The organism is Actinoplanes oblitus, from assembly GCF_030252345.1.
GTDB lineage: Bacteria > Actinomycetota > Actinomycetes > Mycobacteriales > Micromonosporaceae > Actinoplanes > Actinoplanes oblitus.
In genome coordinates this window covers 2,246,590-2,260,343 of sequence record NZ_CP126980.1, presented here as the reverse complement: position 1 = coordinate 2,260,343, position 13,754 = coordinate 2,246,590, and the positions used below count along the sequence as shown (strand labels likewise).

The 13,754-nt window shown below is 72.8% G+C and carries 8 protein-coding genes; 4 read left to right on the top strand and 4 right to left on the bottom strand.

The features are described from left to right. Nucleotides 1-23: 23 nt before the first annotated feature. Nucleotides 24-5,207, bottom strand: a complete 5,184-nt coding sequence (locus Actob_RS10340) for a diguanylate cyclase (RefSeq protein WP_284919849.1) — start codon at nt 5,205-5,207, stop codon at nt 24-26. 195 nt (nt 5,208-5,402) lie between these two features. Here Actob_RS10340 and Actob_RS10335 point away from each other — a divergent pair, with 195 nt between their 5' ends. Then, nucleotides 5,403-6,233, top strand: coding sequence for a M15 family metallopeptidase (locus Actob_RS10335; RefSeq protein ID WP_284919848.1), 831 nt, complete (start codon nt 5,403-5,405; stop codon nt 6,231-6,233). A gap of 54 nt (nt 6,234-6,287) precedes the next feature. Then, the gene (locus Actob_RS10330; protein WP_284919847.1) at nt 6,288-6,686 is read left to right on the top strand and encodes a VOC family protein; all 399 of its coding nucleotides are present in this window, start codon (nt 6,288-6,290) and stop codon (nt 6,684-6,686) included. 60 nt (nt 6,687-6,746) lie between these two features. On the opposite strand, the gene Actob_RS10325 is transcribed toward Actob_RS10330, so the two are convergent. Both Actob_RS10325 and Actob_RS10320 read right to left on the bottom strand, forming a co-directional pair. Next, entirely contained in the window at nt 6,747-7,349 is a 603-nt protein-coding gene (locus Actob_RS10325; protein WP_284919846.1) for a DUF998 domain-containing protein, read from the bottom strand. 11 nt (nt 7,350-7,360) lie between these two features. Then, the gene (locus Actob_RS10320; RefSeq protein WP_284919845.1) at nt 7,361-7,678 is read right to left on the bottom strand and encodes a TrmB family transcriptional regulator; all 318 of its coding nucleotides are present in this window, start codon (nt 7,676-7,678) and stop codon (nt 7,361-7,363) included. A gap of 124 nt (nt 7,679-7,802) precedes the next feature. On the opposite strand from Actob_RS10320, the gene Actob_RS10315 reads away from it, so the two are divergent. Further along, nucleotides 7,803-8,504: an MBL fold metallo-hydrolase gene (locus Actob_RS10315; protein WP_284919844.1), complete on the top strand. Its 702-nt coding sequence runs from the start codon at nt 7,803-7,805 to the stop codon at nt 8,502-8,504. Between the two features lie 26 nt (nt 8,505-8,530). On the opposite strand, the gene Actob_RS10310 is transcribed toward Actob_RS10315, so the two are convergent. After that, nucleotides 8,531-9,790, bottom strand: coding sequence for a hypothetical protein (locus Actob_RS10310; protein WP_284919843.1), 1,260 nt, complete (start codon nt 9,788-9,790; stop codon nt 8,531-8,533). 1,455 nt (nt 9,791-11,245) lie between these two features. Here Actob_RS10310 and Actob_RS10305 point away from each other — a divergent pair. Then, complete coding sequence (locus Actob_RS10305; RefSeq protein ID WP_284919842.1) at nt 11,246-13,753, top strand: HAD-IC family P-type ATPase; 2,508 nt, start codon at nt 11,246-11,248, stop codon at nt 13,751-13,753. Nucleotide 13,754: the final 1 nt, after the last annotated feature.

The window sequence follows — 13,754 nt, the reverse complement described above, 5'->3', positions numbered from 1 at the left end:
CCCTTCACCTGCGCATCCTCGGCTCAGTCGGCCATCACCCGGTTGCGGCCCGCTTCCTTTGCCCGGTAGAGGGCGTGATCCGCGCGGGCCAGAAGGTCGTCCAGGGCGGCGTCGCCATCACCCAGTCGGGTCAGGCCGATGCTGATGGTGACAGGAAGAGGTCCCGCCTGGGTCTTGACCGGCTCGCCGCCGACCGCGACACGGACCCGCTCGGCCAGCTCGATCGCCTCGCCCTCGTGGTCGGGCAGCACGATCGCGAACTCCTCGCCGCCGTACCTGCCGAGCACGTCGGAGTGCCGCAGGACGGCCCGGATCCGCCGGGCCACGGTACGGATCACCTCGTCGCCCACGCCGTGCCCGTACGTGTCGTTGACGCTCTTGAACTTGTCGATGTCCAGCATCGCGGCGGCGAGCGGGCGCCGGTTGCGCGCGGCGGCCTGCACCAGCGCCCCGGCCACGGCGTAGAAGTGCCGCCGGTTGTGCTGCCCGGTCAGCTCGTCGGTGGTGGCCAGCTCCTGCACCCTGGTGAACAGGCGGGCGTTGTCGTACGCGGTCATCCCCTGCGAGGAGAGCGCCGCCGCCACCTGCCGGCTGGTGTCGTCGAGCGTGACGCCGCCGAGCAGCGCCACCCCGGCCCGCCCGTCCCGGCCGTCCAGCGGCACCGCGAGCGCCACCGGATAGCCGGCCAGTAGCCGCTCCCGCAGCCCGCCGGTGCCGGCCGGGTCCAGCAGGGCCGGCTCGGACAGGCCGCCGAGCAGCGCGGTCTCCTCCGTGGTGAGCCGCGCCCCGGCCACCTCCTCCGGTTCCAGCACCTCGCCGTCCGGGGTGACCAGGCAGCCGGACTCGGCGCCGAGCGAGGTCTGCAGGGTGCCGCTGAGCCGGCGCAGCAGCCGGTCCGGTTCCAGGATCCCGGTCAGCTCGGCCAGGCTGGCCCGCAGCATCTCGGCGAGCGCCTGCTGCTGCTGGGCGGCTTGCACGGCCAGGTGCAGCTGGGCGGCCCGGGCGGTCTCCAGGGAGACCGCGACGTGGCTGCTGACCGCGGTGAGCACCTCGACGTCGTCGTCGGTGAAGATCCCTCGGGCGAGCCGGCTGTCCAGGTAGACCACGCCGATCAGCCGGCCCTTGAACTGCACCGGGGCGACCAGGATGCTGCGCAGCCCGTGCTGCACCGCGCTGCGCGAGCCGAGCGCGGCGCCCTGCTCGGTGCCGGTGACCACCACCGCCTCGCCGGACTCGGCGACCCGGCGGACCAGCGTGGCGCCGTACCCGGTGGTGTCGGTGAGTTCGCCGTCGGCGTCCCGCCCGGCGAACCGGACCGGCTCGCCGGCCTCGTCGAGCAGGAAGAACAGCGCCCGTTCGGCGCCCAGGATGCGCAGCGTCTCGTCGAGCGCGACCTGGGCCAGCTGCTGCGGGTCGAGCACCGTGGCGGCGGCGGTGCTGACCTGCTGCAACGCCTCCAGCCGGCGGTTGCGGCCGCTACCGGCCGCGCCGCCGCGGCGATCCGCGACCGTACGCCGGTGGGTGCTCGCCCCCTCGTCCACGCCGAACTCGGTACGGGTCTGTCGCCGGCGCGGCTCCCAGCCGTAGAACGCCGTCAGGGTGAGGGCGGCGCGGGCCTGCCGCTCGGACTCGTGGATCTGGCCCAGGGCACGCATCGCGCGAGCCCGGATCCGGTACAGCTCGCACTGGGCCAGCGGGGCGTCCAGCGCCCGGGCCACCTTCTCCGCCTCGTCGGCCAGCTTGATGCTGCGCTCGTGGTCGCCGTTGATCTGGCTGAACGAGGCCTTGCACATCGCGTGGACCAGCCGGGTCAGCGGGGTGCCACCGGCCCGGCCGAGTTCCCGGATCGCCGCGGCGGCGTCGGCCCGCCGGGCGGCCCGCTCCTCGTCGGTGCTGAAGCGCAGCCGGATCAGTTTGGCGTGGCTGTGGAACACGAAGATCCACTTGTGCTGGGCCATCATGTCACCGCGCCGCAGCCCGAGGTCCCGGAACTCGGCCATCACCTGGTCGAACGGCTCGCCGACCTCGCCCTGTTCGAGCAGCGCGCAGGCGGCGGCGGTGAGGATGTTGGCCCGCTGCACCCGGGTGCCGGTACCGGGCGGGAAAGCCTCACGCATCTTCTGCAGAGCGGTCGCGGCCTCGCCGGTCCGGCCCTGGTAGGCCGGGACCATCACGCCCAGCATGCCGAGCGAGGTGCCCATCGCCTGGGCCGGGTCGGCCAGCGCGCGCAGGCCCCGCTCGTACTCCCGCTCGGCCTCCGCGGTGTAGCCGCGCAGCAGCAGGCGCAGCCCCTGGGAGGCGTGCCCGGGCAGGGTCTGCGCCGGCTCGTACCAGCGGGCGTTCTTGGTGATCGTCTTTTCCCAGGTGGAGCCGTCGTCGTACCCACCGAACAGCATCGCGCAGCCGTGGATCCACTCGATGTAGGCGATCAGCGCGGGATCGTCCAGCTCGGTGGCGATCCGGGCGGCGCGGCGCAGGCACCGCGTCCCGACGCCGTGCAGTTTGACCACCGAGGTGACGTAGCCGATCAGCGCGTACACGTGGGCGTATTCGCGGCTGGGGCCGAGCCGGTTCACCGCCCACAGCGCGCGCATCGCCAGCACGATGCCATCCCGCAGGCGCATACCGACCAGGGCGGCGTAGCCACCGGCGTCCAGCACCGCGGTCAGCACCGTGAGCGTCTCCCGCCGCTGGCCCGCGGCGGTGCCGAAGCCGAGCCGGGTACGCCTGACGAAGCCGCCCGCGAACGCGTACGCCAGCGTGGACAGGATCAGGAGCAGCCCGTTGGCGGGCAGCGGCCGGCCCAGCTCGGTCAGCGCGTTCCGGCTCGCTTCGAGGGCCTGGGCGTCGTTCCAGACGGTGTGGTGCAGCTCGATCCGGGTGGTGTACAGGCGGGCGCGCTGCAACCGGTCCGTCTCGGTGGCGAGAGCGCGCTCGAGGACCTCGTCCGCCTGCGCGACCCGCCCGGCCCGCAGGTAGGCCTGGGCGAGCGGGTGCAGCAGCGCAGTGCCCGGCGCCGGGTCGTCGTCGATCGCGGCGGTCAGGTACTCGATCGCGTCGCCGGGCGCCTGGTCGGCGAGGGCCTGCAGACCGGCCACCGCCGCGCTGCGCCGCCGCTCGGCCGCCGGGGCGGCGTCACCGGCCCGCTGGTAGTGCCGGGCCACGGTGTACGCGTGCGCCTCGTCCCGCAGCTCCGGCGGCAGCTCGGCGAGGGCGGCGGCCAGCTTGGCGTGGCACTGGCGCAGCCGCTCGGCGTCGAGCCGGTCGAGGAGGTTGTCGCGCAGCTGGGGGTGGACGAAGGCGTACCAGCCGCCGGGGCGGACCTCCAGCACGTGCCGGTCCAGGCCGGCCCGCAGCGCCGTCAGGGTCTGCTCGTCGGTGCTGCCGGGCAGGCCCTCGGGCCGGAACCGGACACCGGCCACGGCGGCCGCGGTCAGCCGTTCCAGGATCGGCTCGGCCAGGCCGTCCAGCCGGGCGGCGAGCAGGTCCCGGATGCCGGCCGCAGTGGGCAGCGCGTCGGCGCCGGCGGTGTCCAGCCGCCAGGTACCCCAGAGCGGGCCGAGCAGGCCGGCGTCGAGCAGCCGCATCAGGTAGCTGACGACGGCCAGCGGGGTGCCGTCGGTGCGGACCGTGACGTGCCGGGCCAGCTCGATCGGCACCTCGGCACCGGGCAGCCGGGAGGCGACCACCTCGGCCACCACCGGCGGCGGCAGCGGGGTGCAGGTCAGCTCCAGGGTGCCGGGCACCGCCAGGTCCAGGTCGCTCTCGTCGCCGGTGTCGGTCAGCAGCACCAGCAGCGGCAGGTGCGGCAGGTCCGGGGCGAGCGCGGCGAGCAGCTGGCGGGTCGCCGCGTCGACCAGGTGGGCGTCGTCGATCACCAGGATCATGCCGTCCGCGCGACGGGACAGCTCGCCGAGGAAGGCCGCGCCGGCCGCGAACACGTGCTCGTCGCCTCCGGCGGCCGGGCCGGCCGCGGTGAGCAGGCCCAAGTCGCCGAACAGCTTGATCACCTGGGCGACGCCGGCCGCCGCGGCCGCCTCAGCGATGTTGTTCTCGGCGACCGCGCGGGCCTCGGCGGGCAGCCGGTGCACCCGGGTCATCGAGGCCTGGACGGCCTCGCGGACGACGGCGAGCGGGGCCGCCTCGTCCGGGCGGCAGGTACCCCAGAGCACCGGGCAGCCGTCCGCGCTCACCAGCCCGGCGGCGTGCTCGGCGAGCCGGGTCCGGCCGGATCCGGGCGCGCCGTGGATCACCACGACACCACCCAGCCCGGCCCGGGCACGTTCCCAGCGGCGGGCCAGCCGGTCGGCCTCGGTGTCCCGGCCGCACATCGGCCAGCGACCGGCCGCAGGCTCCTCGGCGGCCGCGCCGCCCGGGCAGTGCCGCAGCGCGCTGAGCAGCGCGACGGCGTCCTGGTAGCGGTCGTCCGGGTCCTTGGCGAGCAGCCGGTGCACCACGGCGGCCAGCGTCGGGTCGATATCGGGCCGGCTCTCCCGGAGGTCCGGGACCGGGGCGGCCAGGTGCAGGCGGAGCAGCTCGCCGACGTCGTCGGCCTCGAACGGCAGCCGCCCGGTCAGGCACTCGAAGAGCACCACGCCGAGCGAGTACAGGTCGGAGCGGCCGTCGACCGGGCGGCGCAGCATCCCGGACTGCTCCGGCGAGGCGTACAGAAAGGTGCCGACCGCCTGCTCGGACTCGTCGGCGGCGTCCCGGCCGAGCTGCGCCAGACCGAAGTCGATCAGCTTGGCCCGGCCGTCCTTGGCGATCATGATGTTGTCCGGCTTGATGTCCCGGTGCACCAGGCCCACCCGGTGCGCGGCGGCCAGGCCACGGGCCAGCTGGGCGGCCAGCTCGACGGTCCGCTCCTGGCTCAGCACGCCGTAGAGCAGCAGGTCGGAGAGGGCGCCGCCGGACAGGTGCTCGAGCACCAGGCCGGGCACGCCGTCCACCTCGCCGACCGCGTGCACGCCCACCACGCCGGGGTCGTCGATGCAGGCCAGCAGGGCGGCCTCACGCTGGAACGCGGTACGGATCTCGGCGGCCTCACCGGCGTCGGCGAGCGGCCGCTTCAGCGCGTACTCGTGACCGCCGCGCCGCACCTGGTGCACCATGGTGAACGCGCCACGGCCGAGCTCGTCGACGACCTGGAGGCCGGTCAGCTCGGCGGCGCGTGGCCCGTCGGGGCGCACCTGGGGGAAATCCGTCACCGCACGCACTCATTCCGTTCTTGTCTGCACCTTTGCTGATCGACCGGATACCCGGGAACCTGAACGTTCCCGCCACCGAGTTGTCCCACCATTCACCACAACCCCGGTTCTCGCGTACGCGACCGGCCCGCCCCGTCCGTGTCGAACTCCCGCCGTTCGGCTGCGCGGCGGCCGCCCGAGCCGGAACCTGATCTCGTGCTGACCCGTCTGCTCGCCGCCGCCCTCCTGCTCACACCGGCGGTACCCGCCCGGGCCGCGACCCCGCTGCCGCCCGCGCACATCGTTCTCGCACCGGCGGTGGCCGGCCGGACCGCGTCCCCGCTGCCGCCCGGGCACATCGTTCGTCCTGGCGACACCCTGGCCACGATCGCCGGCCACTACCATCTCCGGGTCGCCGACCTGCGCCGCTGGAACGGCCTCTCCCCGGGCCAGGAGCCGCACCCGGACGCCGCGATCCTGCTGTCCGGCACCGGCCGCGAGTGGCCGGCCTGGGCCAGCCGCGTCGAGCCGGTCACCGCCACCGAGGCGAACGGCGACCCGCTGAAGAAGTGCCCGGTCCCGGCCACCGACCTGCGCCGCGTCTGGGTGAAGTACCTGGACTTCGACGGCGTGGTCCGCGACGGCAACCTGATCGTCCATCACTCGATCGTCCCGGCGACCCAGCGCGCGTTCGGCCTGCTCTACGCCTGGCACTTCCCGATCGTGGGCATGGCCCCCGCCCTGAGCTTCCCCGACCGCACCGTCCTGACCAGCGGCTACGAGTGCCGCAACGTGGCCGGCACGACAAAGTGGTCCCAGCACGCGTACGGCCTGGCCATCGACGTCAACCCCCGCCAGAACCCGATGATCCGCGGCACCTACCTGGACCCGCCGCACAGCGAACCCTGGATCCCCCGCCTCCCCTACCGCACCGGCATGATCCACGACAACGGCGCCGAACTGGCCTTCACCACCAACGGCTTCGCCTGGGGTGGCCGGTGGCACTCACTGAAGGACTACATGCACTTCAGCCCCACCAACCTGTGATGTGAAGATCCTCGATACTCTCCAGATCCCGAGCGGCCGGCCGTTGGAGAGACTGTGACTTCTGTCGTCAACCACATCACCGTCGACTGCGTCGGCGACCCGTACGACCTGGCGCGGTTCTGGAGCCTGGTCACCGGCAACCCGCTGAGCGATGACGATCAACCGGGCGATCCGGAGGCCTGCGTGATCCCGCCGGCCGGCACCGGCCCCCTGATGCTCTTCGTCCGGGTGTCCGACGCCAAGACGGTGAAGAACCGGATGCACGTGGACGTCAAACCCACCGATCGCACCCGCGACGAGGAGGTCGCCCGCCTCCGGGACGCCGGCGCCCGCCTGGTGTCCGACCAGCGCAGGCCGGACGGCACCGGCTGGGTCGTGCTCGCCGACCCCGAGGGCAACGAGTTCTGCGTCGAGCGCTCCGACGCCGAACGCTCCGCCCACCCGGCCACCTGACCGAGGTCCGGTGCGCGGATCCCGGACGACGGGGCCCGCGCCCGGCCGGGCCGGCCGCGGTCAGCGGACCGCGAGTTCCAGGGCGACCACGAAGAACCACAGGTTGCTGCTGAGCAGGAAGATCCGCTCCGCCAGCCCGAACACCCGGCGCAGCGCCGGGACCACCATCGTCACCACCACCCCGGCCAGCCCGGCCGCCGTGAGCCACCGCAGGCCGACCAGCAGGTGACCCGTCACCCCCGAGGCGATGTCGCTCAGGTACGGCGTCAGGTTCGCCACCGACAGGTAGACGAAGGTGAACGACGCGATCGCCAGCAGCAGGTGGATCCGCCCGATGGTGGTCACCCGCTCGCCCGGGACGTCGGTGGGGAAGAACGCCATCGCCAGCCGGGTCACCGGGATCAGCAGCAGGATCACGTAGTCGGCGGTGGCGACCGGGCGGCGGCCGAACTCCCCGGCCAGCGCCCCGGTCAGGGCCAGGATGCCCAGGCTGTTGGCGATCACCGCGACGCGGAACTGGCCGGCGGTGCGGCCGACGCCGTAGTCGCTGACCGCGTTGCGGATCGCGCTGTACCCGGTGTACGTCAGGTGCAGGGCCGCGAAGATGGCCAGATAGACGAGAAGCAGCAGGGCGGCGACGATCGCCAGCGGACTCACGGACACGGCTGTCGATCTTAGGTAGTGCCGTCCACGTCGGCGGCCGCCGCCCGCGCACCCGCTATCGAGGCGGCATGAGCGCTGGCCAACCGGTCCAGCACCAGCTTCGGGTCGACGGCGGTGAACCGGGTCGGCGGGCCGGGGAACTGCTCGGCGGCGCCGCGGGCGACCAGGCGGCGCAGGGTCTCGTACACCTTGGGTTGCGGAACACCGGTGCGCTTGGCGACCGCGTAACCGGTCAGCGCGCCGGCGCCGAGCAGCCCGGCGTAACAGCGTGCCTCGTACGGAGAGAATCCCAGCTCGCACAGGTGCCCCACCAGGCGCTGGACCGGCATCTCAGCACTATAGGCAGAGGTAAATGCCGAAGCATAGCTGCCGGTTCCCGGGCGATTGCGCTAAGCAGTAGAGATGACCACTCATCGGATCAGCAGACGTCTCTTCGTCACCAGCGGGGCCGGGGTGCTCGGGCTCGCCGTCTACAACACCGTCACCGCCTGTTCCAGCTCGGCACCGCCGTCGGAGGCGGCGCCGACCGGGAACGCGCCGGCCAGCGCGGGAAGCGCCGCGAATAATGCCTTCCCGGCCGGCTGGAAACGCGTCAATCTCGGCTTCGTCTCGGCCTATCTGCTGCTCCGCGGCAAGGAGGTGGCCGTGATTGACACCGGCACGCCCGGCTCCGCCGAGTCGATCCACACCGGCCTGAAGGCGGCGGGCGCCGACTGGGCCGCCGTCAAGCACGTGATCATCACGCACTACCACCCGGATCACGCGGGCAGCGTGGACGAGATATTCCCGCAGGTCAAGAGCGCTTTCTACGCCGGCGCGGGGGATGCCGGGAACATCGTCTCGGACGCCGACATCAAGCCGCTCGACGAGGGCGACGACGTCTTCGGGCTGCGGGTGGTCAACACGCCGGGGCACACGGCCGGGCACATCTCGATCCTCGACACGTCAACCGGCACGCTGGTCGCCGGCGACGCACTGCGTACCCAAAACGGTTTGGAAGGCTCCGACCCGCAGTTCACCGCGGACGAGACGGCCGCGATCGCCTCGGTGAAGAAACTGGCCGGCCTCGACATCAAGGCGATTCTGCCCGGGCACGGCGAACCACTCACCTCAGGCGCGAAGGAGGCATTGCAGAAATTGGCGGCGTCGCTCTGACGCCGCCGTTCACTCGCGGTCCGCGATTATTTCTGTTGCTTGAGCTTGCGTACGGCGGACCGCGTGATCGCCTCGAGTTCGTGCTGGTCCGGCTCCTCCAGATTGGCGAGCAGAATGGTGAGCGCGACGCCCCGGACGGCGACCACGACCATCTTTCCGTGCACCGTGACGAGGGGGCTGGTCATGTCGACCTGGAAACGCACGCCCGCCGACGCGCTGCCCAGCCGCGGCACTCCGAGCGGCTGGGTGGTCATGTGCAGCGCGTCCGGCGAGCCGGGCGTCCCCTGGTCGTAGGTGGGACAGCGGCGCGGCGAGCCGGCGACCTGCGCGACGATGTCCCGGGCGGCGCGGTCACCGGCCGGGTTGAGCGCCTCGATCAGGATCGGCCCGCTAGCCCCCTTCATGAACGCGGTCCGCACGGTCCCCCCGACCGGCTCCGGCTTCCCGGTCGGCTGCGGCTCCCCTGTCGGCTCCGGCTTCCCGGTCGGCTCGGACTTCCCGGTCGGCTCGGACTTCCCGATCGGCTTCGGCTTCCCGGTCGGCTCGGGCTTCCCGGTCGGCTCCGGCCTTCCGGTCGGTTCCGGCCTTCCGGTCGGTTCCAGCTTCCCGGTCGGAGACACCGCAATTCGCGGCTCGGCCTGCACCGGCAAGCCAACCCCAGCGGCCCCACTTCCAACCTGCTTCATCCCAGGTCCGGCCGGCCCACTGCCACCGGGCCTCACGCCAGGCTTGACGGGCTCACTCGCAGCCGGCTTCTGGCCAGGCTTGGCGGGCTCACTGGCAGCCGGCTTCTGGCCAGGCTTGGCGGGCTCACTGGCAGCCGGCTTCTGGCCAGGCTTGGCGGGCTCACTGGCAGCCGGGTCCTGGCCAGGCCCTGCCGGCCCGCTGACAGCCGGCTTCGCGCCAGGTCCGGCCGGGTGGTCGCACGCGCCGATCGTGGAGCCCGTGTCGGCGAACGCCTTCAACGCGTCCGGCACCGGCGCATAGCCGTGCGGCAGGTCGGTCTGCACCAGCAGAGCGTCCTTGAGCCGCCGCGTGTCCGGCCCGCCAGCAGCCGGCCCGTCAGCAGCCGACGCGGCAGTGACCAGCAGCGAGGGCGCAGCCGCGTCGGCCATCAGCTGAGCGATGGCGATGTCCTTGGCCGGCGCCCGGGTCGACGCCGCGGCCGCCCGATGGGTCCGCCCCAGGTCGAGAGTCAGCGCGGTCAGCCCCACCCCGGCGAAGAGCCCCACAGCGACCGGAATACTTAGTGCCGCTTTAACCGATTTATGCCGAATAATCTGCATTCCCTCACCCTAGCCACGCCAGCCAGCGCCACCACCGCCTTCGCCGCATTCCCCACCCTCCGCATCCGACCCAACCACCCAGCACGACCCATCACCCGGCCGCCCTGATGGTGGCCCCGGAGCACCCACACCACCGCGAGCGCCAGCCATACAGTCCCAGCTGGCCGTAGCGGTGGTCTCTGAGCTCGGGACACCACCGTGAGCACCAGCCAGACACTCCCAGCTGGCCATGGCAGTGGCCCCCGGGACGCCGACACCACCCTGAGCACCAGCCAGCGGTCGCGGCTGGCCGTGGCAGTGGCCTCCGGACTCCGGACACCACCGTGAGCACCAGCCAGCGGTCGCGGCTGGCCGTGACGGTGGCCTCCCGACTCGGGACACCACCGTGAGCACCAGCCAGACAACCCCGGCTGGCCGTGACGGTGGCCTCCCGACTCGGGACACCACCGTGAGCACCAGCCAGACAACCCCGGCTGGCCGTGACGGTGGCCTCCCGACTCGGGACACCACCATGAGCACCAGCCAGACACTCCCAGCTGGCCATGGCAGTGGCCTCCGGGACGCCGACACCACCCTGAGCACCAGCCAGCGGTCGCGGCTGGCCGTGGCAATGGCCCCCGGACTCGGGACACCACCGTGAGCACCAGCCAGACGGTCCCAGCTGGCCGTGACGGTGGCCTCCCGGCTCGGGACACCACCGTGAACGCCAGCTGGACGGTCCGGCTGGCCGTGGCGGTGGTCTCCGAAGCACTGAAACCACCGTGACCGCCAGCCAGACAGTCCCGGCCGGCCGTGACGGTGGCCTCCCGACTCGGGACACCACCGTGAGCACCAGCCAGACGGTCCCGGCCGGGCGTGGCGGTGGCCTGCCGGCTCGGGACACCACCATGAGCGCCAGCCAGACGGTCCCAGCTGGCCGTGGCGGTGGCCTCCGGACTCGGGACACCACCATGAGCGCCAGCCAGACAGTCGCGGCTGGGCGTGGCGGTGCCCTCCCGGCTCGGGACACCACCGTGGGCGCCAGCTGGGCCACCCGGCTGGGCGTGGGGGTGGTGCGGTCGCCGGGGCACTTGCCGCAATGAGCGGGAGGGTCACTGCGGGAATGGCCAGGCGCGGCGGGCGGCCGGGGTGGGGCGGCCGGGAGCGGCGGGGCCGCAGGGGCGGGGCCGCAGGGGGCAGGGCAGTAGGGGGTGAGGCAGCTGGAAACGAGGCAACAGGGGGCGAGGCAACAGGGGGCGGGGCAGCTGGAGGCGGGGCAGCAGGGGGCTAGGCAGAGCGGCGGGGCAGCAGGGGCGGGGCAGCTGGAGGCGGGGCAGCTGGAGGCGGGGCAGCTGGAGACGGTGGGGCGGCAGGGACGGGGCAGCCGGGAGCGGGCGGCGGGGACGGGCGGGCGGGGATCACGGGCGTACCGGGAAATGGGGTTTTTGGGGTTGTTTGGGATGGGACGATCGAAAGATGGAGCAGGTGTTGGCGGCGCCGCCCACGGGGCTCAGCGCGGCGGAAGCAGCCGCCAGGCAGCGGCGCGGGGAGGCGAACACCCAGGTCAAGGGCGGTTCGCGGAGCTACACGGAGATCCTGCGGACCAACGTCTTCTCGTTCTTCAACATCATCTTGTTCGTGATCGGGGTGGCCCTGCTGACCCTGCAGCGGTACAGCGACGCCCTGATCAGTGTCGGCCTCGGCCTCATCAACGCGATGATCAGCGCGGCTCAGGAGATCCGGGCGAAGCGCAAGCTCGACCGGCTCCGGCTGCTCGACCAGCACGCCGTCGTGGTGGTGCGCGACGGCACCGAGCTGGCGGTCGAGCCGGACCGCGTGGTGCGCGGCGACGTGCTGCGGATCGCGGCCGGCGACCAGATCGTGGTGGACGGCCCGCTGCTGCCCGGCGGCGAGGTCGAGGCGGACGAGTCGCTGCTGACCGGCGAATCCGACCCGGTGGCCAAGCAACCCGGTGACGATCTGCGGTCAGGCAGCCTGTGCGTCTCGGGCGACGGGCACCAGCTGGCCAGGGACGTCGGGGTGCACAGCCACGCCGGCCGGCTGACCGCTGAGGCGCGCCGGGCCACCACCGACCGGACCCCGCTGCAGCGCCGGATCGAGTTCGTCGTACGCCTGGTCATGGTCCTGGTGGCGCTGATGAGCGGCGCGATCCTGGCGCAGGCCGCGATCGAGGGCTTCACCCTGCTGCGGGTCGTCCAGATCACCGCGGTGCTGTCCGGGCTGGTGCCCTACGGACTGTTCTTCCTGATCGCCCTCGCCTACACGGCCGGCGCTGTCCGGATCGGTCAGCAGGGTGCGCTGGTGCAGCAGGTCAACGCCGTCGAGTCGATGAGCAACGTCGACGTGGTCTGCACCGACAAGACCGGCACGCTGACCACCGGCGACCTGGCCGTTGACGAGATCGTGCCGATCGGCGAGCGGGAGTACGCCGAGGTCGCCCACGCCCTGGGCGGCCTCGCGCACAACGTGACCACGCCCAACCTGACCACCACAGCGATCGCCGCCGAGCTGGGCGGCCCGGTCTGGGAGGTACGCGACGAGGTGCCGTTCGCGTCGTCGCTGCGCTGGTCGGGACTGGTCACCGACGAGGACACCTGGGTGCTCGGCGCGCCCGACGCGCTGGCCGGCCGGCTGCGCGGGCCGCTGCCGGAGGGGCTGGTCGCCGAGCGGACCGGGCGGGGCCTGCGGGTGCTGCTGCTGGCCCGGGCCGAGGAGACCGGCGCGCCGCTGCGGGACGCCGGGCAGCAGCCGGAACTGCCGATGCTGGAGCCGTACGGCCTGATCGCGCTCGGCGACGACCTGCGCGCGGAGGTGCCCGGCACGATCCGCCGGTTCCGCTGCGGCGGGGTGGATCTCAAGGTGCTCTCCGGCGACGACCCGCACACCGTCGCCGCGATCGCCGACCGGGCCGGCCTGGACGTCGGCGAGCCGGTCAGCGGTGCCGCACTGGACGGCCTCGACGACGCCGAGCTGGACGCCATGGTCGCCCGGACCACCGTGTTCGGCCGGGTGGCGCCGGAGCACAAGGAACGGATCGTGCGCTCGCTGCGCCGCCAGCGCCGGTACGTCGCGATGATCGGCGACGGGGTGAACGACGCCCGCGCGCTCAAGCAGGCGCACGTCGGGGTGGCGATGCGCAGCGGCAGCGCGGTCACCCGGGGCGTGGCGGACATCGTGCTGGTCGACGACTCGTTCGCGGTGCTGCCACCGGCCCGGGAGGAGGGCCGGAAGATCATCAACGGGATCGGGATGTCGCTGTACGTCTTCCTGGCCCGGGTCGCCAGCCAGGGCCTGGTGATCCTGGCGGTGACCATGCTCGGGCTGGGTTTCCCCTACTCGCCGACCCAGGTCGGGCTGACCCTGTTCACCGTCGGGGTGCCGACGTTCTTCCTGACCTTCTGGGCCGAGCCGGTCCCGCCGGACAGGCGGTCGTTCATCAGCATGACCCGGTTCGTCCTGCCCACCTCGATCGTCACGGCCGGCGTGGGCACCGCGGTCTACACCGCGCTCTACGAGGCGATAACGCTCGGCTTCAACTCGGGACGCACCCCGGCCGAGGTGATCGACGTCTTCGAGCGGTACACCGGCCTCCAGTACGGCGTCGACGCCGACTTCACCGCGGCCACCGCGACGATCACCGCGCAGACCGGCCTGTCGACGTTCTTCTGCTTCGCCTCGTTCATCCTGATCCTGTTCCTGGCCCCGCCGAACCGCCTGTTCGCCGCCTGGACCGCGCCCACCGACGACCGCCGCCCGGCCATCCTGGTCGGCGGCCTGATCCTGGCCTTCCTCGCCGTCCTCAACGTCCCGGTCCTGTGGACCTACTTCGGCCTGATCGGCCCGACCCGCATCGTCGCCACGATCGTCCCGCTCGCCCTGCTGATCTGGTTCCTGGCCCTGACCGCGGCGTTCCGCTTCAAGCTGCTCGACCGCGCCCTCGGCGTCCACAACCTGCGGCGCTGAG